Origin of the sequence: Pseudarthrobacter oxydans (assembly GCF_013314975.1) — a bacterium.
Classification (GTDB): Bacteria; Actinomycetota; Actinomycetes; order Actinomycetales; family Micrococcaceae; genus Arthrobacter; species Arthrobacter oxydans.
Map to the genome: position 1 here is coordinate 86,577 of NZ_JABTYH010000010.1, position 23,229 is coordinate 109,805.

At 62.4% G+C, this 23,229-nt stretch carries 21 protein-coding genes; 15 read left to right on the top strand and 6 right to left on the bottom strand.

Translation table 11 applies throughout. The features are described from left to right. The first annotated feature begins 84 nt into the window (after window positions 1-84). From HTS88_RS08960 to HTS88_RS08970, 3 genes are read left to right on the top strand one after another with little or no spacing between them, the layout of a single operon-like run. Window positions 85-1,542 (top strand): helicase HerA domain-containing protein, encoded by a 1,458-nt coding sequence (locus HTS88_RS08960; protein ID WP_174177503.1) that lies wholly within the window; start codon window positions 85-87, stop codon window positions 1,540-1,542. Further along, window positions 1,539-3,308 (top strand): TraM recognition domain-containing protein, encoded by a 1,770-nt coding sequence (locus HTS88_RS08965; RefSeq protein ID WP_174177505.1) that lies wholly within the window; start codon window positions 1,539-1,541, stop codon window positions 3,306-3,308. Before HTS88_RS08960 ends, HTS88_RS08965 begins: the two co-directional genes overlap by 4 nt. A gap of 11 nt (window positions 3,309-3,319) precedes the next feature. Further along, on the top strand, window positions 3,320-3,760 hold the full coding sequence (locus HTS88_RS08970) for a DUF4913 domain-containing protein (protein ID WP_174177507.1): 441 nt from the start codon (window positions 3,320-3,322) through the stop codon (window positions 3,758-3,760). Between the two features lie 89 nt (window positions 3,761-3,849). On the opposite strand, the gene HTS88_RS08975 is transcribed toward HTS88_RS08970, so the two are convergent. Next, window positions 3,850-4,182: a histone-like nucleoid-structuring protein Lsr2 gene (locus HTS88_RS08975; protein ID WP_174177509.1), complete on the bottom strand. Its 333-nt coding sequence runs from the start codon at window positions 4,180-4,182 to the stop codon at window positions 3,850-3,852. 235 nt (window positions 4,183-4,417) lie between these two features. Further along, window positions 4,418-6,217, bottom strand: coding sequence for a hypothetical protein (locus tag HTS88_RS08980; RefSeq protein ID WP_174177511.1), 1,800 nt, complete (start codon window positions 6,215-6,217; stop codon window positions 4,418-4,420). A gap of 222 nt (window positions 6,218-6,439) precedes the next feature. Here HTS88_RS08980 and HTS88_RS08985 point away from each other — a divergent pair, with 222 nt between their 5' ends. From HTS88_RS08985 to HTS88_RS09020, 8 genes are all read left to right on the top strand, one after another. Next, window positions 6,440-6,820: a hypothetical protein gene (locus tag HTS88_RS08985; RefSeq protein ID WP_174177513.1), complete on the top strand. Its 381-nt coding sequence runs from the start codon at window positions 6,440-6,442 to the stop codon at window positions 6,818-6,820. Then, window positions 6,817-7,626 (top strand): hypothetical protein, encoded by an 810-nt coding sequence (locus HTS88_RS08990; RefSeq protein WP_174177515.1) that lies wholly within the window; start codon window positions 6,817-6,819, stop codon window positions 7,624-7,626. The genes HTS88_RS08985 and HTS88_RS08990 overlap by 4 nt, the downstream gene beginning before the upstream one ends. A 545-nt stretch (window positions 7,627-8,171) precedes the next feature. Next, window positions 8,172-9,473 carry an MFS transporter gene (locus HTS88_RS08995; protein WP_246256104.1) on the top strand — a complete coding sequence of 434 codons (1,302 nt, stop codon included), beginning with the start codon at window positions 8,172-8,174 and terminating at the stop codon, window positions 9,471-9,473. A gap of 10 nt (window positions 9,474-9,483) precedes the next feature. Continuing rightward, window positions 9,484-10,980 carry an amidase gene (locus HTS88_RS09000; RefSeq protein WP_174177519.1) on the top strand — a complete coding sequence of 499 codons (1,497 nt, stop codon included), beginning with the start codon at window positions 9,484-9,486 and terminating at the stop codon, window positions 10,978-10,980. A 58-nt stretch (window positions 10,981-11,038) separates the two neighbouring features. Then, the gene (locus tag HTS88_RS09005) at window positions 11,039-11,716 is read left to right on the top strand and encodes a GntR family transcriptional regulator (protein ID WP_174177521.1); all 678 of its coding nucleotides are present in this window, start codon (window positions 11,039-11,041) and stop codon (window positions 11,714-11,716) included. Then, a complete protein-coding gene (locus HTS88_RS09010) occupies window positions 11,713-12,525 on the top strand; it encodes an aspartate/glutamate racemase family protein (RefSeq protein WP_174177524.1) in 813 nt (270 codons plus the stop codon). Before HTS88_RS09005 ends, HTS88_RS09010 begins: the two co-directional genes overlap by 4 nt. A gap of 10 nt (window positions 12,526-12,535) precedes the next feature. Continuing rightward, on the top strand, window positions 12,536-13,966 hold the full coding sequence (locus tag HTS88_RS09015) for an amidohydrolase family protein (RefSeq protein ID WP_174177531.1): 1,431 nt from the start codon (window positions 12,536-12,538) through the stop codon (window positions 13,964-13,966). Window positions 13,967-13,976: 10 nt separating this feature from the next. Next, entirely contained in the window at window positions 13,977-14,744 is a 768-nt protein-coding gene (locus tag HTS88_RS09020; RefSeq protein WP_174177533.1) for a maleate cis-trans isomerase family protein, read from the top strand. Between the two features lie 318 nt (window positions 14,745-15,062). Here HTS88_RS09020 and HTS88_RS09025 read toward each other — a convergent pair whose 3' ends face one another. Beyond that, complete coding sequence (locus HTS88_RS09025; RefSeq protein ID WP_174177535.1) at window positions 15,063-15,374, bottom strand: thioredoxin family protein; 312 nt, start codon at window positions 15,372-15,374, stop codon at window positions 15,063-15,065. A gap of 405 nt (window positions 15,375-15,779) precedes the next feature. Here HTS88_RS09025 and HTS88_RS09030 point away from each other — a divergent pair, with 405 nt between their 5' ends. The 4 genes from HTS88_RS09030 to HTS88_RS09045 all read left to right on the top strand — a co-directional run bounded on the left by HTS88_RS09030 (window position 15,780) and on the right by HTS88_RS09045 (window position 20,108). After that, the gene (locus HTS88_RS09030; RefSeq protein WP_174177537.1) at window positions 15,780-15,941 is read left to right on the top strand and encodes a hypothetical protein; all 162 of its coding nucleotides are present in this window, start codon (window positions 15,780-15,782) and stop codon (window positions 15,939-15,941) included. Between the two features lie 1,009 nt (window positions 15,942-16,950). Continuing rightward, entirely contained in the window at window positions 16,951-18,480 is a 1,530-nt protein-coding gene (gene istA, locus HTS88_RS09035; protein ID WP_246256107.1) for an IS21 family transposase, read from the top strand. Continuing rightward, window positions 18,477-19,265: an IS21-like element helper ATPase IstB gene (gene istB / locus HTS88_RS09040; protein WP_174177539.1), complete on the top strand. Its 789-nt coding sequence runs from the start codon at window positions 18,477-18,479 to the stop codon at window positions 19,263-19,265. The genes istA and istB overlap by 4 nt, the downstream gene beginning before the upstream one ends. 288 nt (window positions 19,266-19,553) lie before the next feature. Next, window positions 19,554-20,108, top strand: a complete 555-nt coding sequence (locus HTS88_RS09045) for a hypothetical protein (protein WP_174177541.1) — start codon at window positions 19,554-19,556, stop codon at window positions 20,106-20,108. On the opposite strand, the gene HTS88_RS09050 is transcribed toward HTS88_RS09045, so the two are convergent. The 3 genes from HTS88_RS09050 to HTS88_RS09060 form a co-directional block, all read right to left on the bottom strand. Then, window positions 20,105-21,265, bottom strand: a complete 1,161-nt coding sequence (locus tag HTS88_RS09050; RefSeq protein ID WP_246256109.1) for a Fis family transcriptional regulator — start codon at window positions 21,263-21,265, stop codon at window positions 20,105-20,107. The genes HTS88_RS09045 and HTS88_RS09050 overlap by 4 nt on opposite strands. A 295-nt stretch (window positions 21,266-21,560) precedes the next feature. Then, window positions 21,561-21,914, bottom strand: a complete 354-nt coding sequence (locus HTS88_RS09055) for a helix-turn-helix domain-containing protein (protein WP_115523747.1) — start codon at window positions 21,912-21,914, stop codon at window positions 21,561-21,563. Beyond that, window positions 21,907-23,037, bottom strand: coding sequence for a tyrosine-type recombinase/integrase (locus HTS88_RS09060; protein ID WP_174177545.1), 1,131 nt, complete (start codon window positions 23,035-23,037; stop codon window positions 21,907-21,909). The genes HTS88_RS09055 and HTS88_RS09060 overlap by 8 nt, the downstream gene beginning before the upstream one ends. Window positions 23,038-23,229 lie beyond the last annotated feature (192 nt).

Sequence of the window (23,229 nt, forward strand, 5' to 3'; positions counted from 1 at the left end):
AGGAGCGCGCCAACTGACAGGGCTGGGAAGCAGCCGCGGGAGTCAGGGCCGGGTGCCCGTGGCTGGTCCGGCCGTGGCGGTGGCATGGCTCAACTCGTCCCGTCCGTGAAGGAGTATCGGGGGACCACGGTTCAGGTCTGCGGCTTGTGGCCGTTTTCCTCCGGTGCGTCCTCGCCCATGATCGGCGTTCCGCTGGGGCGTCACGAGGAAACTCAGGCGACGGTCTGCTGTGACCCGATCAGCTGGTTCCAGCGCGCACGCCTCATCTCCAACCCTTCCGCTTTCATCCTCGGCAAACCCGGATTGGGCAAGTCCACGCTGGTCCGGCGGATGTTCCTGGGCCTCGCCGCACAGGGCGTCAACCCATTGGTTCTGGGTGACCTGAAAGGCGAGCACGTCAAAGCCGTCGAAGCTCTCGGCGGGCAGGTTATCAAGCTCGGTCGCGGCGTCGGCTACCTGAACATTCTCGATCCGGGCCAGGCCGTCGAGGTTGCCCAGCTCCTCGAGGAACACGGCCACCACGAAGCCGCCACCCGGGTCCGGGCCGACGCTCACGGCCGCCGGCTGAACATGGTCGTCTCCCTCATCACCATCAGCCGGAACAACCCGCCCACCGACCAGGAACAAACCATCCTGGACCGGGCACTGCGGGTCCTCGATGACCGGTTCGATGGCGTCCCGGTCCTGAAAGACCTCCTGGACGTCATCGTCTCCGCCCCGGATGAGCTGCGGCAGGTCGCACTGGACCGTGGCGACATGAACGTCTACCTGCAGGAAACCCGGGCGCTGGAAGCGACCCTGCTGGGCCTGACCGGGGGAGGGAAGCTGGGAGAAATTTTCTCCCGGCAAACCACCAACCCCATGAAGCGGGACCGCGCCGTGGTCTTCGACGTCTCCAGCATCGACGAGACCGAAACCGACCTGCAGGCGGCCGTGCTGCTGGCCTGCTGGTCCTACGGATTCGGAACGGTCAACGTTGCCAACGCCCTCGCTGACGCCGGCCTGGAGCCGCGGCGGAATTACTTCGTGGTCCTGGATGAGCTGTGGCGGGCGCTGCGCTCCGGCAAGGGCATGGTCGACCGGGTGGACGCCCTGACCCGCCTGAACCGGTCCGTGGGCGTCGGGCAGATCATGATTTCCCACACCATGTCCGACCTGCTGGCACTGGCGGCGGAAGAGGACCGGATGAAGGCCCGCGGCTTCGTCGAACGCTCCGGGATGGTGATCTGTGGCGGCCTGCCGGCCTCGGAGATGCCGCTGCTGACCTCCGCGATCCCCCTGTCCCGGCAGGAGCAGCAGAAGCTCATCTCCTGGCAGGACCCGCCCGCCTGGGACTCACGCGGCCTCGACGTCGAACCCCCGGGCCGGGGCAAGTTCCTCATCAAGGTCGGCGGCCGTCCCGGCATCCCCGTCCAGATCGGGCTGACCTCGATTGAGAAGAACGACGGCCTGAACGATACCGACTCCCGGTGGCATGCACCGGCGAACACACTGATGGGCCCGGCAGCACCTGCGCTGCCGGCCGAAGGAGGCGCCCTGTGAGTGCACCGAACCGCAAAGGAATGGGCCTCGAAGATGCCCTGCTGGTCTGGCTGGCCATTGGCGCCATCGTCATCTTCGGTGGCGGCACCTACGCCTCCGTCCATCTCGGTTCTTGGATGGCCGGCATCGACGCGCCCCCTGCGCACCCGATTGACCTGGTCGCCGGGCTCATCAAGGGCAAGGTGCCCTGGCCAACCCAATCCACAATCGTCGTCTGCGTCATGGCCGGCCTGGTCCTGGCGCTGGCCATCGTCGTGCTCCTGGCATGGAGGAAAGGCGCATCGAAGCGTGCCCGCGTGGACAAGGCCGCACGCTACCTGGGCCGCGGCAAGTCCCTCGCCGCGTTCTCCGAAAAGGGAGCACAGGCCAAGGCCGAACGCCTCGGTATCAAGGACAATCCCGGGATCGTCGTCGGCAAAGTGGTCTCCACCGGCCAGAAATTCGTCCAGTCCTGGGAAGACCTCAGCCTCGACATCTGGGGACCACGAACAGGTAAGTCCACCTCCCGGGTGATGCCCGCCATCCTGGACGCACCAGGCGCCGTTGTCTCAACCTCGAACAAGCGCGACGTCGTGGACGGCACCCGAGGCGTCCGCGAGGCCACGGCCCCGGTGTGGGTCTTCGATCCGCAGAAGATCGCCCAGGAAGAACCGGACTGGTGGTGGAACCCGCTCTCTTACGTCACCGACGAAGAAAAGGCCTACAAACTCACCCAGCACTTCTCGGTCGGGTCCCGGGTCCCGGGGTCAAAGCCGGACGCCTACTTCGATCCCAAGGCCGAGGACATTCTCTCTTCGTACTTCCTCGCGGCCGCACTGGGCGATTTGCCGATCACGCAGGTCTACCTGTGGGTGACGGAGCAGGTCAGCCAGGAACCCATCGAAATTCTCCGGGAGCATGACTACGAGCTGCAGTACAAGGGCCTGGAGTCGACGCTGAAGCTGGCTGACAAGCAGCGCGACGGTATCTTCGGCACCGCCGAGAAGATGATCCAGTGCCTCAAGAGCAGGAACACTCTGCGCTGGGTTGCCCCGGCCGGCGGCGCAAGCGTGGCCAGTGATGCCCGCCTGCAGTTCGACCCGCACGCCTTCACCGCGTCTCAGGAGACGATCTACATCCTGTCCAAGGAAGGGGCCGGCTCAGCCGCCCCGCTCACCACGGCACTGACCGTGGCCATCGCTGAGGCGATGGAGGAACGGGCCGAGCGCAGCGGCGGCCGACTGCCCAACCCTGCGCTGTTCGCCCTCGATGAGCTGGCCAACGTGGTGCGCTGGGCGGGCCTGCCAGACCAGTTCAGCCACTACGGCTCCAAGGGCCTGATCGTCATGGGCATCCTGCAGTCCTGGTCCCAGGGCGTCGAACTCTGGGGCGAAGCGAACATGCGGAAAATCTGGTCAGCCGCGAACGTCAAGGTTTACGGTGGCGGCGTCGCGGAAGAAGGGTTCCTCCGCGCACTCTCGGACCTGATCGGGGACTACAGCTACATCAACGTTTCCGTGTCATCAGGGAAGTCCGGGTCCAGCCGCTCCCGCCAGGAGAGCAAGGAACGCATCTTCGATGTTTCCAATCTGGCCGAGCTGGACCGCGGCCGCGCCGTTATCCTCGCCTCCGGTGCACCCGCCACATTGGTCCGGACCATGCCCTGGTACACAGGGTCACACAAGGAAGCCGTGGAAGCATCCATCAAAAAGTACAGCCCGCAACCGGAGGAAGAACTGGTATCGGTAGCAGCGGCGCCGGCGACAAATCCATGGGTGACCGGGTAGGGGAGTAGGGCATGACTGTCGACATTGGCCGGTTCCGTGAAGCTCCCAGCCCGGACATCGAGGACACTGACGCTACGGCCGGAGAACAGCAGAAACCTCCGGAGCTGGTGTATGGCTCAGCCGAGGAATTCCTGCACGAGCAGCTGCTTCCTACCTACGTCCGCGATGTCGACGGGCGCGCTGCAAAATGGTGCATCGAATGGTACTTCCACCCCGAAGCAGTCTCCCGAATAGAGGCGCTGTGGCGGGCATGGGAACACCTACGACTCGACGGAGCCACCGGAATCAGCGTCTGGTTCAAAGACCACGCAGACCACCACATGCACGTGCTCCTCGACCCACGCGGACCGTTCTATAAATGCGACATGCAAAAGCACCGAGACCCTGAACACCTCGAACCAAACAAAGCCCCAGCGGGCTGGTTCCCAGACGTGCGAACTATTCCTGTCTGAAAAGTGCAGCTCAGGATGCAGAATCCCGCAACAACAAATCGGGGCTGGAATCAGCAATGATTCCAGCCCCGATTTTGTTTCCCCTGGCTCTAGTGAGCCGCCTCGTACTTCTCTACAACGTCCGCCTGGATACGACCACGTGTATTTACTGTTATGCCGTTCTCAGCCGCCCACAACCGTACCGCCTTGGCGTCCGGACCACCGTGCGAGGAGGACTTAGTCCGGGCTGCCGGACGGCCCCGTCCGCCAGCTACCTTGCGGCCAGCGCTGGCAAAGCAGGCCAGTGCTTTACGCAGTTCATTAGCATGCACCTCATTGAGGTCAATTTCATAGTCACTGCCGTCAAGGGCGAAAGAAATCGTTTCGCTAGCTTCCGAGCCGTCAATATCATCTTCCAGTAGCACTACTGTCTTTTTTGCCATGAAATAAGGCTATCAGTTTGTTGAACAATTGAATGGCAATGGGGAGGTGGCACAGAACGGAGCAGTCCACAGCTGTGGGTCAAGCCGGGTTATCCACGGCAGGAAATTGGGAGCCATTGGGGTAGCTCCCTCAGCAGCAGTAGCGGGGGGTAACCCATCAGGATTGTCCCCGGCTGTGGGCATCCGGACGGATTAAGAGCCGCCTGCGAGCACAAGAACGTTGGTTATGCTCAACTCAGAGCGCCTTCTGCTCCTCTGCAGTCAGCATTCTCACCAAGACTTTGCTGTCGTGAACGCGCCAGACGTCGTATAGGCCGTCCGGCTCCTCATGCGCGCGTTTGTAGAAGGTGCCCGCAAATGCGTGGGCGAGGTAGCCCAGGTCAACCTTCGTTTCCGGCAGCTCTATAGCCCAAGGAACAAGCATCACGGTTGTTTCGGCATCATCGCTGGCATCCGGATTGTGATCTGTCGAAACAAGGTCCATCTTCAGGGTGAGGGTTTGACCATTTAGGAGGGCCCCCGTTTTGAGAATCTGATGCACAAGGTTCTCGTCCACATCCGAGAGGTTTGGCATGTGGAGCAGCTGTGGCGTGCGCTCCTGTATCAGACTCAGCGCATGCGCCACGTCGTGCCAGAGATCTGCGGGTCGAGTGCCTTTTCCTTCGACTGGATTCAGGGGATATCGATGTTCCGGAAGAGGACCAAAGCGAGGAGCGAGAACCAAGGAATTCGGTGCGCACATCCTCCTGTAGAAACGCAGGACGGGGAGAGCATCCACGGCGAGCTTGCTGCTGTCGGGAGCCTCAACGTTCAGCTTCAGATTTTGAACCTGCTTGTCCACATCGAACCTCAGAACGACATTCATAAGGCCAAGCGCATCCGTTAACAACGTTTCGAGGCCCCTTGGTCCCTTGTCCGTTGGGATGCCGGTGGTGGTGTACTTGCGTTTGATAGTGAGGGAGTCGACCTGCTGATCGTTTTCATCGACAAGTACCAGGCGAAGCTCGCTAGCACCTTCTGAGATATTGGTGTTGGGGAGGACTGCTGCAGCGGCATTTTCGAAATCTCCTCCAAGGCCGCCAGGCAAATTGGCAACACCGTTCACGCTTCCGTCCGGCAATTCGAGTGGGCTGCCAAACTTGATGAAGTCTTCTATGGCGGTTGCTTCGGGCGAGCCAGCCTTTGCCGTGAGGTTCACGTTGAACGTCACGGGGGCAAGATCGAACGCCACCCTATTCTTTGCGTACACGTCGACTTGGACACGTATGGCGCTATTGCCCCATATGGTCGTGCACACAATGCCGGGCTTCTCCCGCTTCAAGGCTGCACGCAGCTCTTCCTCTACGGGAGCCAGGGACGGTGGCTCTACGTGAACGCCATAGGTATAGAAAGGATCTTCTCGGCTTAGGACCAGCACCGTGTCCTTCAGCTCTTCCGCAAAGCCGGAGATATCCCAAGACTCGACATCCTCTTTTCTGATGTCCTTCAGCCGCAACCCATGAACTATCGATAACGCCATCTGCTGTATGCGCTCGGCGTTTCCCCCTAGGTAGTAATCCACAACGTGGGGGTATTCGCTGGCCCAGAGATCACATTGAGTCAGCCCGTCCCAAATGGGTTCTGGCAGCCCTTTGCCAGTGACGTAGTCCGCCAACCACTCCTTTGCTTCCAGCGTAGGGTCCCAAGGCATGACGATGTGCCATTCATCGACTTGCAGGTCCTTTACGCGAGGATCCGTAACCAAGCTGTCGACAGACTTCTCGACCTGCTTCTTCTGGTTTGCAGTCAAAGCTGCTGAAAATTTCTTGACCTGGTAGACACGTGTTTTATCGCTTCTAACCAGAACATCAATGCCACCATCGCCACTGGAAGGAGTGATTCGTTCCGCTTGCGGGTACTCGGCGCTGATAAACATGGCCACTACGGACTCGATATCTTCCCCGCTGTATCGTGTCCATTCGACTCGCGACAAGACGTTTCCTTCCTCAATGTTTAGAGCTGATACCGGTGTGGTGGCACTTGCTGCTGTAGCCAAATCAAGAGACAACACATGGACTTCGACTTCGACAGCAGGCGATGCAGGCAACCCAAGCATTGAGAGGCGGCAAGTCAAAACGAAGCGCAGCTGAGCGCACGACTGGGCTGCCCGCCCAGCAGTGGCTAGTGCCTGGTAGTGGGGTTACCGTCCGAGGATTTTATGATGCTTTTATGAATATTTCAAGTTGTTTTAGTGCTGCTTTCGAAGCATGATTGACCCATGGAACCGACTATCCGCGATGACATCTACATGGAAACCACCAAAATGGACATCCATGCTTTGGTTCGTGAGCTCAACGAGAATGTCGGCGCCACCGTCGTTCAGGCAATGGGCGGCGTGAAAAACCGCACATCGCCCTACAACTGGGCCAAACCCGATGGTCAGGACCCTCGCCCCGAAGTCGAGGCGCGGCTTCGACTCGGCTACAGAGTGTGGCGAACGTTGGAAAGAGCAGAGGGAAAGCACGTGGCGCTCAGCTGGCTCATGGGCCCAAACCCCCGCCTGGGTGAGGAGCTACCAGTGCTCTACATTCAACAGCTGCACAGCCGTGAAGTTCTAGGGGCCGCCGAAGCTTTCGTTGACGACACCTACGCCGCGTGATCACGGAGCGGACCTGCGGCAAGACAGGGCTGCGTCTTGCCGCAGCCACGGCGGAGATTGGATTCAGGGTCGCCAAGGACCGGTACGGCGCCCTCTCTGTCCTTTCGAACGCCATCGTCGGACCGCTTCCGATCACATCCACAGCCGCGAAGGCTACGCCTGACCGACGCGGGCGTTATGACACGCTCGGATCAACAATTTATCTTGCCGACTCCAGGCGGTGCGCCTATGCAGAAGTACTGGTTGGATTCCGGAAGGACCGGGCGGCGGTAGCCAAAGTTGCTGAGTCGATCGGCTGGCCAGTGGACGCTTACATCGCCCAGGTGCTGGAGGACGCCAGAACCAACGGAGTTGACGCCCCCTGGTCGGTCTCAGTGGATTGGCAAATGGACCGATCTATCTATGAAATCCAGATGCCTCACAGCGGATGGTGGGCCAGAATGGATCACCCTGATACCCTCAACGCCCTCGAGAAGCTGGCGCCAACAGTGCCGGGGATGACCGAGGTGCTCCAGGTCCTCACTGCTGGGTCTACCAGCAGTGAGGATAGGGCTGTAACAACGATTCTCGCTGAGATCATCCGACAGCAGGTTCTCGATGATGGCTCGGAGCCGCTCGGCATCTCTTTCCCTTCCAAAACGCTGTTCGGTCGCTGCTGGGCTTACTGGGACCGCCGCTTCGACGCCGGCTTGCCGTCCGGCTCCAATGACCTACACCAGCTGTCCTCTCAGAACGTAGGACCGGATCCGGAGTTCACCTACGTGACCGACTACTATGAGCTCCCGTTGCTTGGGCGCCATCCCTGACAACCCATCACAAACTATTTCGTCAGGGTGAGTTCTAGGACTCTGCACTCGCGGTGTGGGGTAATACGCTTTTGGATCCTAGCCTGACACGCTAGCGAGACCATTCTGACGTCATGTTGGGGTGTGCCCGATCTGGACCCGCGTGCGGGACAAACGTGTTCCCAGTTCGGCATTCCAGAGACTTCGCAGGATCGAGGCCGAAGAAGATGCAGTGCCATTCGCGTGTGTGGCACCGGTCATATTCCGATGCCAAGGAAAAGATTCAGTTTGGGATCCCAAAACCATTGACATGAAACTTCCGGGATCGTAACGTCTTATTTGGGATCCCAAAAAGGCACTGAGGGAGAAAACTTCCTCCAAGTGCCACCAGCAGGGCTTCGAGAGCCACCGCCCTCTCGCCCGGTATTTTTCCATTCCCCATTGCTGCTCAGTCCTTGAGCCTGTCGCATCGCCCAGGAGGGCCAATGTCGATTCAATCTCAAACCCCGGGTTCTCCGGTCCGCGGTTCCACAGCCGATATAAAGCCGAAGGGCGGCGAAAACTCAATGAAGAGGGTCGTCGCCGCAAGCTTCGTCGGCACCACCCTCGAATACTACGACTTCTTCGCCTACAGCACCGCAGCGTCCATCGTCTTCCCCATCCTTTTCTTCCCCGGCTCGGATCCTGCCATCGGCCTGATCCTGGCCCTGTCTACCTACGCCGTGGGCTACGTGGTCCGTCCGCTCGGTGCCGCCATCTTCGGCCATTTCGGCGACAAGATCGGCCGCAAGAACGTCCTGGTCACCACGCTGCTGCTCATGGGCCTGGCCAGCGCCGCTGTAGGCCTCCTGCCAACGTATGAAAACATCGGCATCTGGGCACCCATCCTCCTGGTCGCCCTGCGGTTCCTCCAAGGCATCGGCATCGGTGGTGAGTGGGGCGGCGCCGCACTCATGGTCACCGAATCGGACAAGAGCGGCCGCCGCGGCTTCTTCGGCAGTCTGGTCCAAAGCGCGGCCCCCACCGGTTTGTTGCTTGCCACGGGTATCTTCACCCTCCTCACGGCGGTCCTTGCCAAGGACGCCTTCCTGGCCTGGGGCTGGCGTATCCCGTTCCTTATCAGCTTCCTGCTGGTGGCGATTGGCCTCTACATCCGCATGAAGCTCGCTGAGTCCCCGGTGTTTGAAGAGGCCGAGAAGAAGGCCGAAGCCAAGAAGGAGGAAGAGGTCAAGGCCCCGCTCGTCTACGTCTTCACGCATTACAAGAAGTCCCTGGCCCTGGCAGTCGGCGCCCGGATCGGCAGCGACATCGCCTTCTACATCTTCGCCCTTTTCATCCTCGTCTACGGCACCGAGCAGCTGGGCCTGCCCAGGAGCCTGGCCCTGGCCGCCTCCACACTTTCCGCGGTTGCGCAGATGATCGCCATCCCGCTGTTCGGAGCTCTCTCGGACAAACTGGGCCGACGCCCAGTCATGATCGGTGGCGCCGTCGCCGGGATCGTCTACAGCTTCGTGTTCATCGCGATGCTCAACTCCAAGGATCCGTTCCTGGTGGTGATCGCACCCGCCATCGGCCTGGTGATCGTGGCCGCCATGTACGCCCCGGTGGCGTCCTTCATCCCGGAACTGTTCCCCACCAAGGTCCGCTACACCGGCGCGGCCGTGGGCTTCCAGCTGGCAGGCGTCTTCGGCGGCGGTTTCGCCCCGCTGATCGCCATCCAGCTAATCCTCCTCACGGGCACCGGCTTCTCCGTGGCCGGCTATCTCTCCGCCGCCCTGCTGCTCATGGTCTACTGCGTCTATGTAGCCAAGGAGACGTCCAAGATCGCCATGACCGAGGCCGGCAAGCTCACCGCCAAGGCAGAGTAGAGATCCTGACATGAACAACACCGTCCTGCCTTCCGCAGAACTCAACCCATCGCCCGTCCTGGACGCATGCAAACTGACCGAACTCTCCATGGTCGAATGGGCAACAGCCCTACGAGATCGCCAGCTCACCGCCGTGGAGTGCCTGGAACTCCACCAGGCGCGGATCGCTGAGGCCAATCCCGACCTGAACGCCGTCGTCACCCCTAACCCCGGGGCGCGGAAAGACGCGGAAGCCGCCGATGCGGCCACTGCCGGAGGCCGGTCCCGTGGTCCCCTGCACGGCGTTCCCTTCACGGTGAAGGACACATTAGCGGTCAAGGGGTTGCGCTCGACGGCGGGTAGTCCCCTCCTAGGGGACTACGTCCCCCAGGAATCGGCGACGGCCGTTCGCCGGCTGCAGGAGGCAGGCGCGGTGTTGCTCGGCAAGACCAACTGTTCAGAATTCGCGGTGGAAACCCACAGCCGTAACCCCTTATTTGGGGAGACGTGGAACCCTTGGGACACGAGTTTGACGTCCGGGGGTTCCACCGGGGGCGACAGCGCGGCCGTGGCTTCCGGGATGAGCACCTTCGGGCTGGGCACCGACTTCGGCGGCTCCATCCGTTGGCCCGCGCACTGTACCGGCATTGCCAGCCTTCGTCCCACGGTGGGCCTGGTCCCGGAAACTGGCCTGCTGCCCTATGTTCCGCCGACGGATGGCAACCTGCCAGCACCGAATTCGATGTCCGCGCTGCACCGGCTCGGCAGCATTGGCTGGCTGGCCCGCAGCGTGGAAGACCTGGGCGTACTTCTAGGGATCCTTGCCGGGCCTGACGATGTTGACCCTTCCACCGTACCGGTGCCGCTGGGTGAGCCGCTGGAGAATCTGGATGGCCTCACCGCCGCCTGGTTTGAAGATGAGGGTACCTACCCGGTCCGGGAGGACCTCGTCGCCGTCGTTCGTTCGGCAGTGGCGGTCCTGCAGGGCCTGGGCGTTCCGGTGAGTCACGGCCGACCGCCGGGACTCGAGCAGGCGGCCTCGGCCTTTGTGGCGCTCCGCATGGCCGAAGGTATGCCCGAGGTGGCGGACTTAGCCACCGGCCGCGAGGATGAACTCGGCGAGCATCTACAGGGCGTGCTGGAACCCCCTGCCTCGGTGGTGGAGTACCGCAAGGCCGCCGCGACACGGGATGCCATCCGTTCACAGGTGCTCTGCTTCATGAAGGAGCACAGGATCCTGCTGCTTCCAGTAGCCAGCGTCCCGGCGTCCGACCCACGGCAGCAAAGCTTCACCGTGGAGGGCAGGAACATCCCTTGGACCGAGCTGGGTTCCTGCTGCCGGGCAATCAGCATCCTCGGCTTCCCCGTGGCAGTGGTCCCGTGCGGCCTGTCCCGCGAGGGCCTGCCCGTGGGAGTTCAGGTAGTAGGCCGGCCGTACCATGACCGGGAAGTGCTCGCCGTAGCCGGCGCCCTGGAAAGAGCGTTCGGCCGCTTCAGCCCTCGGGCTTTCAGCGGGCTGCAAGGCTGAAACGTCATAGACGGCACTGAAGGCATAGAGTCACTACGACCCCCCGAATGGAGCATTCATGCTGACAGCAGAAGACACGAACGCAACTGACAGGCCGCTCAGGGAATTCGTGCGCGACACCCTTCGGACCAGAATCTTCGAGGGATACTATGAACCCGGAGCGCGGCTGGTGGAACGTGATCTTGCCGCCGAATTCAACGTTTCCCGCCTACCCATCAGGGAGGCGCTGCGGATGCTCCGCCAAGAAGGCCTGATCCAGGACCGCTCCTCCCGTGGCACAGAGGTGGCCGGCCTCAGCGCCAAGGACGTGGAAGACCTCTTTGACGTCCGCGAGTCGCTTGAGGTGCTGGCTTGTAGACTGGCGGCCACCCGTGCTACAGCGGAGGACCTGAAGCAGCTTGAGGACCTCTTGGACGATGCCGACCGGTTCCTTGCCAAAGGTTCCATCCACGAAGCTCACCGCGCCAACAGCGATTTTCACGACGCCATCACCGCCATCGCCAACAACGGCTTCCTCCGTTCGGCGCTCGAACCACTCCAAGGCCGCATGCACTGGCTCTTCCGCCATGTCAGCGACCTTCCGGAACTGATCAAAGAGCACCGCGAACTCTATGCCGCTATCGCAAGCGGTGACCCCGACCTCGCAGCGGCCCAGTCGGCATCCCACATCGGAAAGTACCGCGAACAGTTCCCGGAGGACCCGCCTGCCGCCGAAACACATCGGAAAAGAACATGAAATTACTGATCATCAACCCCAACATCAGCGACGACGTCACCGCTCTGATCCAGGCTGAAGCATTGCGTTCCGCTGGCCCGGACACCGAACTGATTGTGCGCACCGCCAGTTACGGTGTCGAATACATCGAAACCCGTTTCGAATCGCTGATCGCAGCCGGCGCAGTGGCCGAACTCATCGCCGACTACACAGAGGGCGGCAATGACAACCGCGTGGACGGCGTGGTCGTGGCGGCCTTCGGTGATCCGGGGATGCCCGCACTCAAAGAGCTGGTGGACGTACCTGTCATCGGCATCACCGAAGCTGCGCTGTGTGCCGCGGCCCTGCAGGGCCATCGCTTCTCCATCATCGCCATTTCCGACCGCATCACCGCCTGGTACCGCGACTGTGTGGAGCACTTCGGACTGGGTGGACGCCTCGTCTCCATCCGCTCCATCAACCAGAGCCTGCACGGCATCGGCTCCGTGCAGCAGGACTTTAGGGACACCCTGCTGGCACTGAGCCGGCAGGCGGTCGAAGAAGACGGCGCCGACGTCGTGATCCTCGCAGGTGCGCCCTTGGCCGGGCTCGCCCGCGACCTCGAGGGACAGATCCCCGTCCCCGTGGTGGACGGAATTTCCGCAGGTATCCGCATGACCGAGGCGGTTGTGATGCTACAGTCCGGCGTCCACCGGCAGGGCTCGTTTGCCCCGCCCCCGGCCAAGAAGCGCAAGGGCCTACGGGAGAGTCTCGACGCCGCCCTGGCCACGGCCCAAGCCAAGGTGGCCGGTGCTGCCGCACCCGCCACCGCATCCGTTTCCAAGAAATAGGAGGACATTGATGTCCCTCATCCCAGAACTCGTCATCGCCAACGGCACCGTAGTGAACTCACGCCTGGCCGGGACACCCGGGCGTCAGAGCGTGCACATCGTGATACAGGACGGACGCATCGCGGAGCTCCTCGATGCCTCAGGGCCTGTACCCGCAGCCGTCCGCACCATCGACGCCGGCGGCAAGCTTGTGATCCCCGGTGGCGTGGACGGCCACTGCCACGTCGCCCAGGTGACCGGCCGCTTCCGCACCCTGGACGACTTCTCCGTCAGCTCCATCGCTGCGCTGTGGGGCGGCACGACCACCATCATCGACTTCGGCATCCCCCGCGACGCCCAGGAGACACCGCTGGACGCGGCCCTGAACAAGAAAAAGCTCGCTGCCGCGGCCCGGTGCGACGTTGCGCTCCACGGTTCGGTAATAACTTGGGATGAAACTGTTCCGTGGCAGCTGGAGCAACTCGCCGCTGAAGGCATCAGGTCAGTAAAGATGTACACCACCAACCGCGGCTCCACCATGGCGGACGGGGACACCATCCTAAAAGTCATGCGCGAAATGGTGCGCTTGGACGGACTGACGTACATACACGCAGAGCACGATGCGATTATCACGGACTGCACGGCCCAGCACGCCACTGACGGGCTCATCGGAATTGAACACCTGCATCGCACCCGCCCTGAACTGGCAGAGGAAATATCCGTCAAGGAAACCCTGGCCATGGCCAAGTACACTGGCGCCCCGGTGTACTTCGTGCACCAGTCCACCGCAGGCGCCGTGGACCTGGTCACCGAAGCCCGCGCCAACGGCCAGGAAGCGTACTCCGAGACCTGCCCGCACTACCTGACCCTGGATGACACTGTGTACGGCAGCACCTTCCCCGAGTGGTACGCCTGCTGCCCGCCCATGCGCTGCCCTGCAACCGTAGCTGCCCTGAAGGAACGCCTCGCCGCCGGAGCCATCCACACGGTCTCTTCGGATCACTCCTGCTACGACCTCTCCCAGAAGCGCGAGCGGACAGACGACATCCGCTTCATGCCCCACGGCCTGCCGGGCGTGGAAACCCGCATGCCCGTGGCGTTCACAGCCTTGGTCACTGAATCCGGTGGCTCCGTTGAGGACTTCGTGGAGGTCTTCTCCAGCGGCCCCGCGCGCATCAACGCTGTGCCCGGCAAGGGCACCATCGCAGAAGGCTACGACGCCGACCTCGTGATCTTCGATCCCGCCGAGGAACGCAAGGTGGACGGCACCGCCCTGCACATGGGAACGGACTTCTCGCCCTTTGAAGGAAAGACACTCAACGGCTGGCCCGCCGTCGTCGTCTCTGCCGGACGCGTGGTGCTGGATGAAGAAGGCTTCCACGATCCCGGCCCGGTGGGTCGCTTCGTAACCCGCAATGGCTTCACCGCACATCGCGCCCAGGCCGCCCCCGCTACCCTCTAGGAGCCCTCAATTGCCTTCCGAACACCGGCCGGTCCGCATCGGCATGATCGTGCCGTCTTCCAACACCTGCCTGGAGCCGCAAAGTTACCGGATCCTCGGCGACCGCACAGACGTCACCCTGCATTTCACCCGGATCAACGTGACACGAATCGCCCTGGATAACTACTCAGACAAGCAGTTCGACGCCGCGGGAATGCGCGCCGCCGCCGAACTACTTGCGACAGCGGACGTGGACGTCATTGCCTGGAACGGCACCTCCGGATCATGGCTGGGTGCCGCCCACGACGAGGAACTCATCCGGGAAATCACCGACGCCACGGGCATCCCCGCCACCACGTCCACCCTGGCGTACCTGGCGGCCTTCTCCGCTTTCGGCACCGAGCGGATTGGCATGCTGACCCCGTACACAGCGGATGTGAACGAGGCCGTAGTAGGCTCCTACGCGAAGCACGGGATTAAGATCGTGGACCACCGGCACCTGGATCTCAGCGACAACGAATCCTTCGCCCGGGTCACGGAAGCCGAACTGCTGCCAGGTTCCCTGGAGTTGGCCGCGCTGAAGCCCGATGCCCTCATTTACCTTTGCACCAACCTCTACGGCGCCGAAAGTGCAGTAGAGGTGGAAGCGCGCACGGATGTCCCGGTGCTGGACTCTGTGGCCGTGACCCTGTGGCACTGCTTATCACTTACTGGCAGCCGCTTACTCACACCAAAATGGGGCCAACTGTTGGCGGACCCGTCACTGACTCTGGACCCGCCGCCGCTCGGATTAAGGTAGGGAGCCTGGCGCCTCGGGCTTGCTCCGAAGATTCAGGAAGGTGTGGCCTGCTCAGACAAAGTTCCCGACGTACGCTCTCTTGCGAATCTCAACGCTCCTCGAGAGGCCGTCGTCGATATGGAGGTAATCGCGGCGGCTCCGTGGCCCATCGATCTGCCTGCTATCCCCTTGGTTTAGTCCGATGCGGGCCGGTCGGGTCGAAACCTGAAGGCTACCCATAGGCCGCACCGCCGGCAAATGTACGTTGGTGCCGGACCGAGGGCGTGCAGTTTCTTGCGGCTCATGGTTCTGCCGCAACATGTGCAGGTGTACTCGTTGTCAGAGTCCATTGTTCCTGAGCGCTTCCGCCAGTTGATCAATGGTGGGCAGTCCTGAGAGGCCTTGGGGTGTTTTATAGACCCGGCAGGCGAGTTCATCAGCCGGCGCTCCTTCGGGGAAGATGTCGGCCCCGTCGATGGTGATGGTTGGTGATCCGGCGAATCCGCTGCCCAGGATGTCCGAGGGTGTCTTCAGGCGCCGCATGTGTACTTTGACTTCATTGTGTCCCAGAGCGGCCAGCGCTTCCTCAAGGCGTACACGTGCTGGCTCAGAGTTGGGGCATTCATCGATATGGAGCAGTTCGAGTCTCATCACTTGATTCTCCTGCAGTGGCCCTTCATTTTGCCCATCAGAACCGTGCTTCTATCGGCATGACGTCAGAGCCGCTTGGCGTTACGAGACAGGAACGAGGACCTGCCAGGGTTGCGAGCAGGCAGGGGCCAGCCGCCGCGGCGGCAGCCAAAACTAGAGTCCGCATCTCGTCTGTTAGCTGGAAGCCGGGGCAAAATGAAAGTGTGTGCGTGCCGGGCCGTGGAATGACGTCTCCTCCCGGCACGCATGCCGAGCATTGCGTACTTCTTGTGGATTGTCCTGTGCCCTGCCGTGAAAGCCTCGAGCTGCGGCTTCCCGGGTCTTGTCGAGTGCGGGGAGCAGAAGCAAGGATTGGTCATGAGGGACTTGCGGTTGGCGGCCAGAATATTGCTCCAGGGGAAATCCGTGGCTCTGATCGATGTCTGGATCCTGTACTGGAACAATGGCGGTCGCTGTCATCCCTTTGATTTCGACGCCATCATTCATGATGCCTTACCGGCTACCTGGTTTGATTCGGAAGCGCTCGGCTTCGCACTTGATGAGCTTCTTTTGGAACCCAGCGGCTGATCACATTTCCGGCTGGGGGAGTTTCTGGTTAGGGGGCAGCCGCTGGCGCCCGTCATCCGTCGATATCGGCGGCGAGATGGGCGCGGCTTGAGTGCAACCGCAATTCTTGGCAGGTATGGCGAAAGTCCGTCGATTGGGGGAGCGACGGACTTTCTGCCATGAAACATATAACGCGACAGTTTTGCCTATCGAATGGACGGGCCTTTTCGCGACCTTGAGCAGTTGCCCCAATTGGTTGTTGGCAGCATGTATTTTGTCGGATGATGTGCAGCGGTGGGTGTTCTTTGTCCTTGTTGGGGGAGGTCCTTGTGTCTTCGCCCGGAGCACTTGCCATGGGGGTGGGGCTGGCTCCCGTTCTCAGCACGTCTGGAGTCAGCTCCACTTAGCGTCTGGCGGGCCCAAGGATTCCGCGACGAATGCAGCGTAGCCTTCAGAGCACTTTCACCTGGGTGGCGGCATTGCGGGTGGTCAACGGGAATCAGGGAGTGCCTTCGCAAAATGTCTCAAGGCCTGGCTGCCCCTCAAAGCCCGGCACATCTCCTACCGTCCGGCTAACGCCGAACCCATTCATGCGGTTCTGAGGGAGGTCTTCTCCCATCAGAATGCGAGGATCCTCGAACCCGTGCCACCGTGAAGCATCCAACTGGCTCCCTGCTGCAAAGCGGCACTATGTTCGTCGCATACAAGAGCTTCCATCCGGGACCCTGGGATCAACTCGACTGCGCGGGTAGGCGCCTCAGAGCAGCGCAACACAGAACAAGTCGTCATGTTTGCGATGGTATCTACCACCACTCCACACCGAAGCATTCCGTGGGTGTTAGCGGCCATGAGAAACTGCCCATAGGCGGCCACGAAAGTGCCCACTGACGGCCAGTAAAACTGCCCGACGGTGGCCATGAGGTCTGCCCACTTCCTTACTGAACCGACCGCGCCTTAAGCGGCGGGAGCCTCTCCCTGGGGTTTGATGACGGTGTCTAAGCGCACCAAGCGAACCAGGAAGAGGCCCTGTATGAAGTCTGACGGAGAAATCATGGAAATCCTTGCTGCCTACGATCTGACCGGATCGTTGCGCGCCACCGCGGAGCTCACGGGCTGCTCGCACCACACCGTTGCCAAACACGTCACCGCCCGGGATGCCGGCAGGCCCATCGGGGAGCCGACGGCACGGGGCCGGGTCACCGACCCGTACCTGCCCAAGATCGAAGAATGGGTGGAAGCCTCCAAGGGCCGGATCCGGGCCGACAAGGCCCACGAGAAGCTCCTCGCCCTGGGCTATACGGGTTCGGAGCGCTCCACCCGACGGGCGATCGCGCAGGTCAAAGCAGCGTGGCGGCTGGGCCACACCCGCATCCACCGGCCGTGGATCACAGAACCGGGGATGTGGTTGCAGTACGACTTCGGCGACGGGCCCCGGATCGGCGGGGTGAAGACCATCCTTTTCGTGGCCTGGCTGGCGTTCTCACGCTTCCGCATCGTGATCCCGCTCAGGGATAGGACCGCGCCGAGCGTGTTCGCGGCCCTGGACCGGTGCTTCCGGCTCCTCGGAGGGGCGCCGACCTATGTCCTCACGGACAACGAGAAGACCGTCACCACCGCCCACGTCGCCGGGGTCCCGGTGCGCAACCAGCAGACCCTGGACTTCGCCCGGCACTACGGGGTGACCGTGCTGACCTGCCAACCGGCGGACCCGGCCACCAAAGGCGGAGTCGAAGCGTCCGTGAAACTCGCCAAGGCCGACCTCGTGCCCAAAGACACCAACCTCCGCGATGACTACCGCACCTTCGCCGAGTTCGAGGCCGCCTGCACGGCGTTCATGGACGAGGTCAATCACCGTGAGCACCGGACGACGCGGCGGAAACCCGCGGCCATGCTCGCCGAGGAAGCCCCGCGGCTGCACCGGATCCCGGACACCGCCCACACGGTCGCGTTCGGCCTGGCCCGCAGCGTTCCGGAGAACACCCCAATGGTCACCTTCGAAAACGCCCAATACTCCGTCCCGGCCCACCTGCTCGGAGCCCGGGTGTTCGTCCGCACCCACGGCACCGGGCCCGGCGAGCAGGTCATCATCGTCCACCACGGCACGACCGGGCCCGTCGAAGTCGCCCGCCACGAACGGGCACGGCCCGGCAGCCCCGCCATCAACGACGAACACTTCCCCGGAACCCGGGCGAAGCTCCCCGGCGACTACGAGGTGAGGGCCCGCAGCGCGGACGAGGCCGCGTTCCTGGCCATCGGCGAAGGCGCCAGAACCTGGCTCGTCGAGGCCGCCGCGGCCGGGACCGCAAGGATGAACGTGAAAATGGCCGAAGCCGTTACGCTGGCCAAAATCGCCGGCACCGATCAGGTCGACCGGGCCCTGGGCGACGCCGCCCTGCATGGCCGGTTCGCGCACCCTGACCTCGCCTCGATCCTGAACGCCAACATCCGCCGCACTACCACCCACGCCGCCAATGAAGCCACCTCCCTCACCCAAGGAACAGGGGCGTGGGCCGCGATCGGCAACCCCGCAACCATCACCACGCCGGAGGAGGCCCGATGAGCCCCTTCACCACGACCAATACCGCGGCTCCGCCGCTACCGGCGGACCTGGAGGCCCTGATGCGGTCCCTGAAAATGCCCCACGCCCGGGCGCTGGCCCCGGACCTGATCGCGACTGCCCGCGCCCAGCGGTGGGAACCGGCCGAGGTCATCAAGGCCCTCTTCACGGAGGAAGCCGCCGGCCGGGCCCGGTCCATGCTCGCTTCCCGCCGCAAAGCAGCCGGGTTCCCGACCGGGAAGACATTCGAGGAGTGGGACCCTGCAGCGTCCTCCATCCCGGCCCCGACCCAGCAGGCGCTGCGGACTCTGGAATGGGTCACCCGTAGGGAAAACCTCGTCGTCTGCGGGCCCTCGGGGACGGGGAAGACGTTCTTCCTCGAAGCCCTCGGCCAGCAGGCCGTCGAAGCCGGCATGCGGGTCGCCTGGTTCAGGCTCGAGGACCTCGGCGTCCTCATCCGGGCCCACCGAACCGATGACAGTGTCACCCGGGCCGTCGCCCGGATTCTCCGAGCCGAGCTCGTGGTGATTGACGACATTGGCCTGCTGCCCGTGGCCACCGACGCCGCCGAAGGCCTCTACCGGGTCGTGGACGCAGCCTACGAAAAACGGTCCGTCGCGATCAGCTCCAACCTCCACCCCGCCGGGTTCGACGAGCTCATGCCCAAAACCCTCGCCACCGCCACCGTTGACCGACTGCTGCACCACGCCCACGTCTGCCAGACCAGTGGCGATTCCGTCCGCCTCACCCAAGCCCTCGCCGGAAAAGGAGTCACCCGCTTGAACTGACCAACCCAACGATGGCCAATCCCGCCGAAACCAATCAGTGGGCAGATCTATTGGCCATAACCGGGCAGTTTTACTGGCCACCAGCGGGCACTTTTTGTGGCCGTCCATGGGCAGAAACAACTGGCCATTGACACGTGGGTTCCATCAAATCTAGGGAACAGTGCCGTAAAGGGTTCCTCGAACGCCCAAGCATGCTTGCTGCCCAGCACCGGACAGCCTCTTCCGACTTCGAGCCCGACTGGCAGCGAGACGTGTCGATGTGGGACGAGTCGGTGACATGATTCTGGCGTGACTTCTATCGTTGAGGCAGCCATTGAAACGCTTTACGAGGCGCGTATTCCGTTGGGTCCGGGTCTAACTAATACCGAGATCGCCGACGTCGAGCAGCAATTCGACATCAGATTCAGCCCTGATCATGTGGGGCTGCTGAGTCTGGCGACGCCGATAGGCCCTGGATGGGTTGATTGGTTGGGGGAGCCTGACGGGATTCAGCAGCGGCTTAACTGGCCACTGGAGGGAGTCCTGTTTGACGTTGAGCAGAATACTTTCTGGCCTGATGAATGGGGCGAAAGGCCAAGTGAAACGGCTGCTGCTTTGCAGGTAGCACGCGAGCAGATGCGGCTGGTGCCGACGTTGATTCCGATTTACTCACACCGGTATCTCCCTGGCGCGCCGGCGCCGGCAGGAAGTCCTGTCTTTTCCGTGCACCAAACTGACGTGATCTATTACGGCAGCGATCTAGCTGCATACTTCGCTGCCGAGTTTTTTCGGGACCCAGATCTGCAGACCCCGACTCACCGCGTTGATTTTTGGTCTGATCTGGCAGAGGGCCGGTGGACTTAACCTTTGGTCGTGCTGAGCGAACGTATGTACTGGGCGTAGTTGGCTGACGAATCGATGGCGTGGCGATCGATCGTGGCCGGGGAGTATCCCAGGGCTTCGGCGATGATTGCCACCGGGGCGAGTTTGGTGAGTTCGTGGAGGGTTCCGAGCCTGGCCGCGCGACTGCTGAACGAAGCGCTGAGCTGCTCCGTGAGGGTTGAGGCCTGGAGGTGCTGGCCGGGTAAGCCTCCTCGGAATACCCATTTGCTGTTGGGGTGCGCGGCTGTCTGATGGTGGGTTGGGGTGGCTGCGAGTTCGCGCCAGGGCTCATCGAGCGGTGGCGTGAGTGCGATTTCGACGGTTCCGAGGGTGATGGTGACGAGTTCCTCTGTCACGGTGACGTTGTCCCAGGTTAGTTGGACGATGTCGGAGACTTGCTGGCCGAAGACCAGGATGAGGATGGCTGCGGCGCGGTGTCTAGGGTTCATGTCGGTCATGTGGCTGAGGTTGGTAACGAGTTCGGTTTGAGCCGCGGCGTCCAGCCGCGGGCTGGTGCCGCGGCGGTGGGGCTGCAGTTTCAGGGAAGGGTCGATGAGGTTGGTCCTGATTGCCCAGTCGAGGAAGCGTGAGGCGATGCCCCGTGTCGTGGGGCCTTCTGCCTGCCATCGGTCCAGGTGCGCCTGGTTCACTTCGGGGAGTTCGGCGCCTTGTTCGCTGAGCCAGTTCTGCAGTTCGATGGCGACGGTAACTGCTTGTTTGGCCCGCAGGAACGTTCCTCGGGTGACTTCGTCCATCTGGTTCATGCGGCGCTGGTGGTGCCAGCGGATGTATCGGCGGGTGATGTCGCGGTGGCTCGAGCTAGTGATCCGCTCGAGGGCCTGCTCGGCCCAGACGCTGAACCTAGTGCTCAGTTCATCGCGGCGCGGCAGTGCATTGTGTTCCACCAGTAGTCCGCGGACGTATTCGCGGGTGCGCGATGCCGATAGTTCGTCAAGGCGGGCGTGGGAGATCGCAGACTCGGCCGCGAGTCGTTGGAGGAACTCTGTGACGTGTGGCTGCTGGATCCAGGTGAGGCCGCTGTTGGCGCGTTTCATGGACTTCAGAGCAGTGGCGACTGCCTGAAGTTCGCCGGAGGGTGGCTGGTTGTCCGGTGGGCTGAGGATCCGGTCAACGGTCATGGCAAGGATGCATGACCAGCATCGATTGCCTGAGTGGAGTTCGTCTTCTTTGCCGCATCCGATGCAGTCGACGTTGAGGCGGACGCCGGAGCATTTCCGGCATGTCGGCAGACTGTCGACGCGACCGGGTAGCACCCCTTCGTGGCCGCAGGCGCACGTGCCGCGGGTTCTTTTAGCTTGCTGGTAGCAGTAGCCGCAGATTCCGCCGTCGGGCCACCGGACCGCGATTTTGTGGTGTTCGGCGCAGCGCCCACAGGCTTCAGGCCACTTTGCAGGGTCGCCGGCTTTCCGGGGCCTAGTCATCTTCGTCCGGCGGGAGAACCCGGATTCGGCGGGCGATCGGCGCGCCGGGTGCGATGCCCAGGTCTTCTGGCCGCTTCGGGGCGTTGGCGGTCTTGGCGGCGCGCATCTGCACGTAGGGTTCGAACAGGTCGTTGGGCGTGCATTCGAGGATGTCGCAGAGTGCTGCGAAGGTCTGGGCGGGAATGCGTTCGGGTGTTCCGGTGACGAGACGGTGGACCTGGGCGTTGGAGAGGTTGATGCCCCGGGCTTTGAGCAGGGGGAGCAGCTCGGTGGTCTTCCAGAGGTTTCGTTGGGCCATCAGCTGCCGGAGGTTCCAGCGGTAGCCGATCCGTCGCTGTTCAGCCATGGCTATTCCCCTCGCCGTCACCCTTGCGCAGCCGCTGGGCGATCATTTTCTGGATGGTCTTCTGTTTGAAGTCCGCCGACACGGAAGTATAAAGGGCAGTGGTGGAGGAGTAGCTGTGCCCGACCTGCTGCTGGATAAACAGCGGGTCGTAACCGGCCTCAATCAGGTGCGTCACGTACGAGTGCCTCAGCGTGTGCAGGGTCAGTTCTTCCGGGAGCCCGGCGATTTTCCGCACCCGCTGGAAAGAACGGTCGAAGTTGCGGTGCACAGTCGAGCCGGAACGCTCCGACGGCCAGAGACTGGCGGACCGATCGGCGGTCGGGAATCGCTTGCGGCCGTCAGGGGAGAGCCAGTACTCAAGGAGCCCCACCACCCAGTCGAATTCCGGGACGGTGAGCACGGTCCGGCGCCGGGGCCCTGAGCCCTTGGTTCCCTTGGCCCACCGCACCTGGAGCGCCCCGAACCGGCCGAACTGCTCGACGTGCGGGTTGGGGCCGAAATCGACGTACTCGAGCATCACCAATTCACGCCGGCGCAGCCCGTAGGCGTAAGCGACCTTGAATGCCGTCGAGTCCCTCAGTGCCGGCAGCCAGCGCTTTGAACCCTTGGCGAACTCCGTGTCGACCAGGTCGTCGGCGGCGTCAAAGAAGGTCTGCAGTTCGGTCCGCGTGAAGGCCCGCCGCCGCGCCGGCACGGCATCATCTGTCGTATGCCGGGGAGAGTTCCACTCGAAGACCACCTGCACTGGTATGTCGGCGAAGACCCGTTCGCAGAATGACGCCCAGCCGTAGCGTCCGTCCGTCAGGTAGGAGCAGAATGCCCTGATGGCTCCGGAATTGGCCCTTAGGGTTGTCAACGCGAGACCTCTTTCAGAGCTGCGCCGGTCCGCTAGGAACTCGTCCACGTGATGCGCCGACCACGTCCACGGATACTCGTTGGCGTGCTCCTGGAACCGCTGGACCGTCCCGCACGAGCTCTTGATGTACGACGTCGACAGGCCGCGCGCCAGCATCTGAGCACGCCAGCCATCCAACATCGCCTCGAAAACGCGATCCTCGGCCCGCAGCAGCCCGACATTCACGTTTGTCAGAAAGGCAGGAATCCGCCCAGGTTCGATACTCACTGACCAAACTGTACGCAAAAATCTCTCATCTAATGAGAGATTACGTCGCCACGCCGCGCCGTGGCGCGCAGCCGCCCGCTATGGATGATCGGTATCAGGTCGTCGAAGCATTAGTTTGACCTGCGGAAACTTCCGAAAGCAGATCGAGACGAGTCCTCTCATCTACTTCTACTCGTCCCACTCAAGAGCCGA

Excerpts from the sequence above, each read along its gene's own strand:
- HTS88_RS08960 (WP_174177503.1), top strand. The coding sequence starts at position 85 with ATGGCTCAACTCGTCCCGTCCGTGAAGGAGTATCGGGGGACCACGGTT.
- HTS88_RS08970 (WP_174177507.1), top strand. The coding sequence starts at position 3,320 with ATGACTGTCGACATTGGCCGGTTCCGTGAAGCTCCCAGCCCGGACATC.
- HTS88_RS08975 (WP_174177509.1), bottom strand. The coding sequence starts at position 4,182 with ATGGCAAAAAAGACAGTAGTGCTACTGGAAGATGATATTGACGGCTCG.
- HTS88_RS08985 (WP_174177513.1), top strand. The coding sequence starts at position 6,440 with ATGGAACCGACTATCCGCGATGACATCTACATGGAAACCACCAAAATG.
- HTS88_RS08995 (WP_246256104.1), top strand. The coding sequence starts at position 8,172 with ATGAAGAGGGTCGTCGCCGCAAGCTTCGTCGGCACCACCCTCGAATAC.
- HTS88_RS09000 (WP_174177519.1), top strand. The coding sequence starts at position 9,484 with ATGAACAACACCGTCCTGCCTTCCGCAGAACTCAACCCATCGCCCGTC.
- HTS88_RS09005 (WP_174177521.1), top strand. The coding sequence starts at position 11,039 with ATGCTGACAGCAGAAGACACGAACGCAACTGACAGGCCGCTCAGGGAA.
- HTS88_RS09010 (WP_174177524.1), top strand. The coding sequence starts at position 11,713 with ATGAAATTACTGATCATCAACCCCAACATCAGCGACGACGTCACCGCT.
- HTS88_RS09015 (WP_174177531.1), top strand. The coding sequence starts at position 12,536 with ATGTCCCTCATCCCAGAACTCGTCATCGCCAACGGCACCGTAGTGAAC.
- HTS88_RS09025 (WP_174177535.1), bottom strand. The coding sequence starts at position 15,374 with ATGAGACTCGAACTGCTCCATATCGATGAATGCCCCAACTCTGAGCCA.
- istA (WP_246256107.1), top strand. The coding sequence starts at position 16,951 with ATGAAGTCTGACGGAGAAATCATGGAAATCCTTGCTGCCTACGATCTG.
- istB (WP_174177539.1), top strand. The coding sequence starts at position 18,477 with ATGAGCCCCTTCACCACGACCAATACCGCGGCTCCGCCGCTACCGGCG.
- HTS88_RS09050 (WP_246256109.1), bottom strand. The coding sequence starts at position 21,265 with ATGACCGTTGACCGGATCCTCAGCCCACCGGACAACCAGCCACCCTCC.
- HTS88_RS09055 (WP_115523747.1), bottom strand. The coding sequence starts at position 21,914 with ATGGCTGAACAGCGACGGATCGGCTACCGCTGGAACCTCCGGCAGCTG.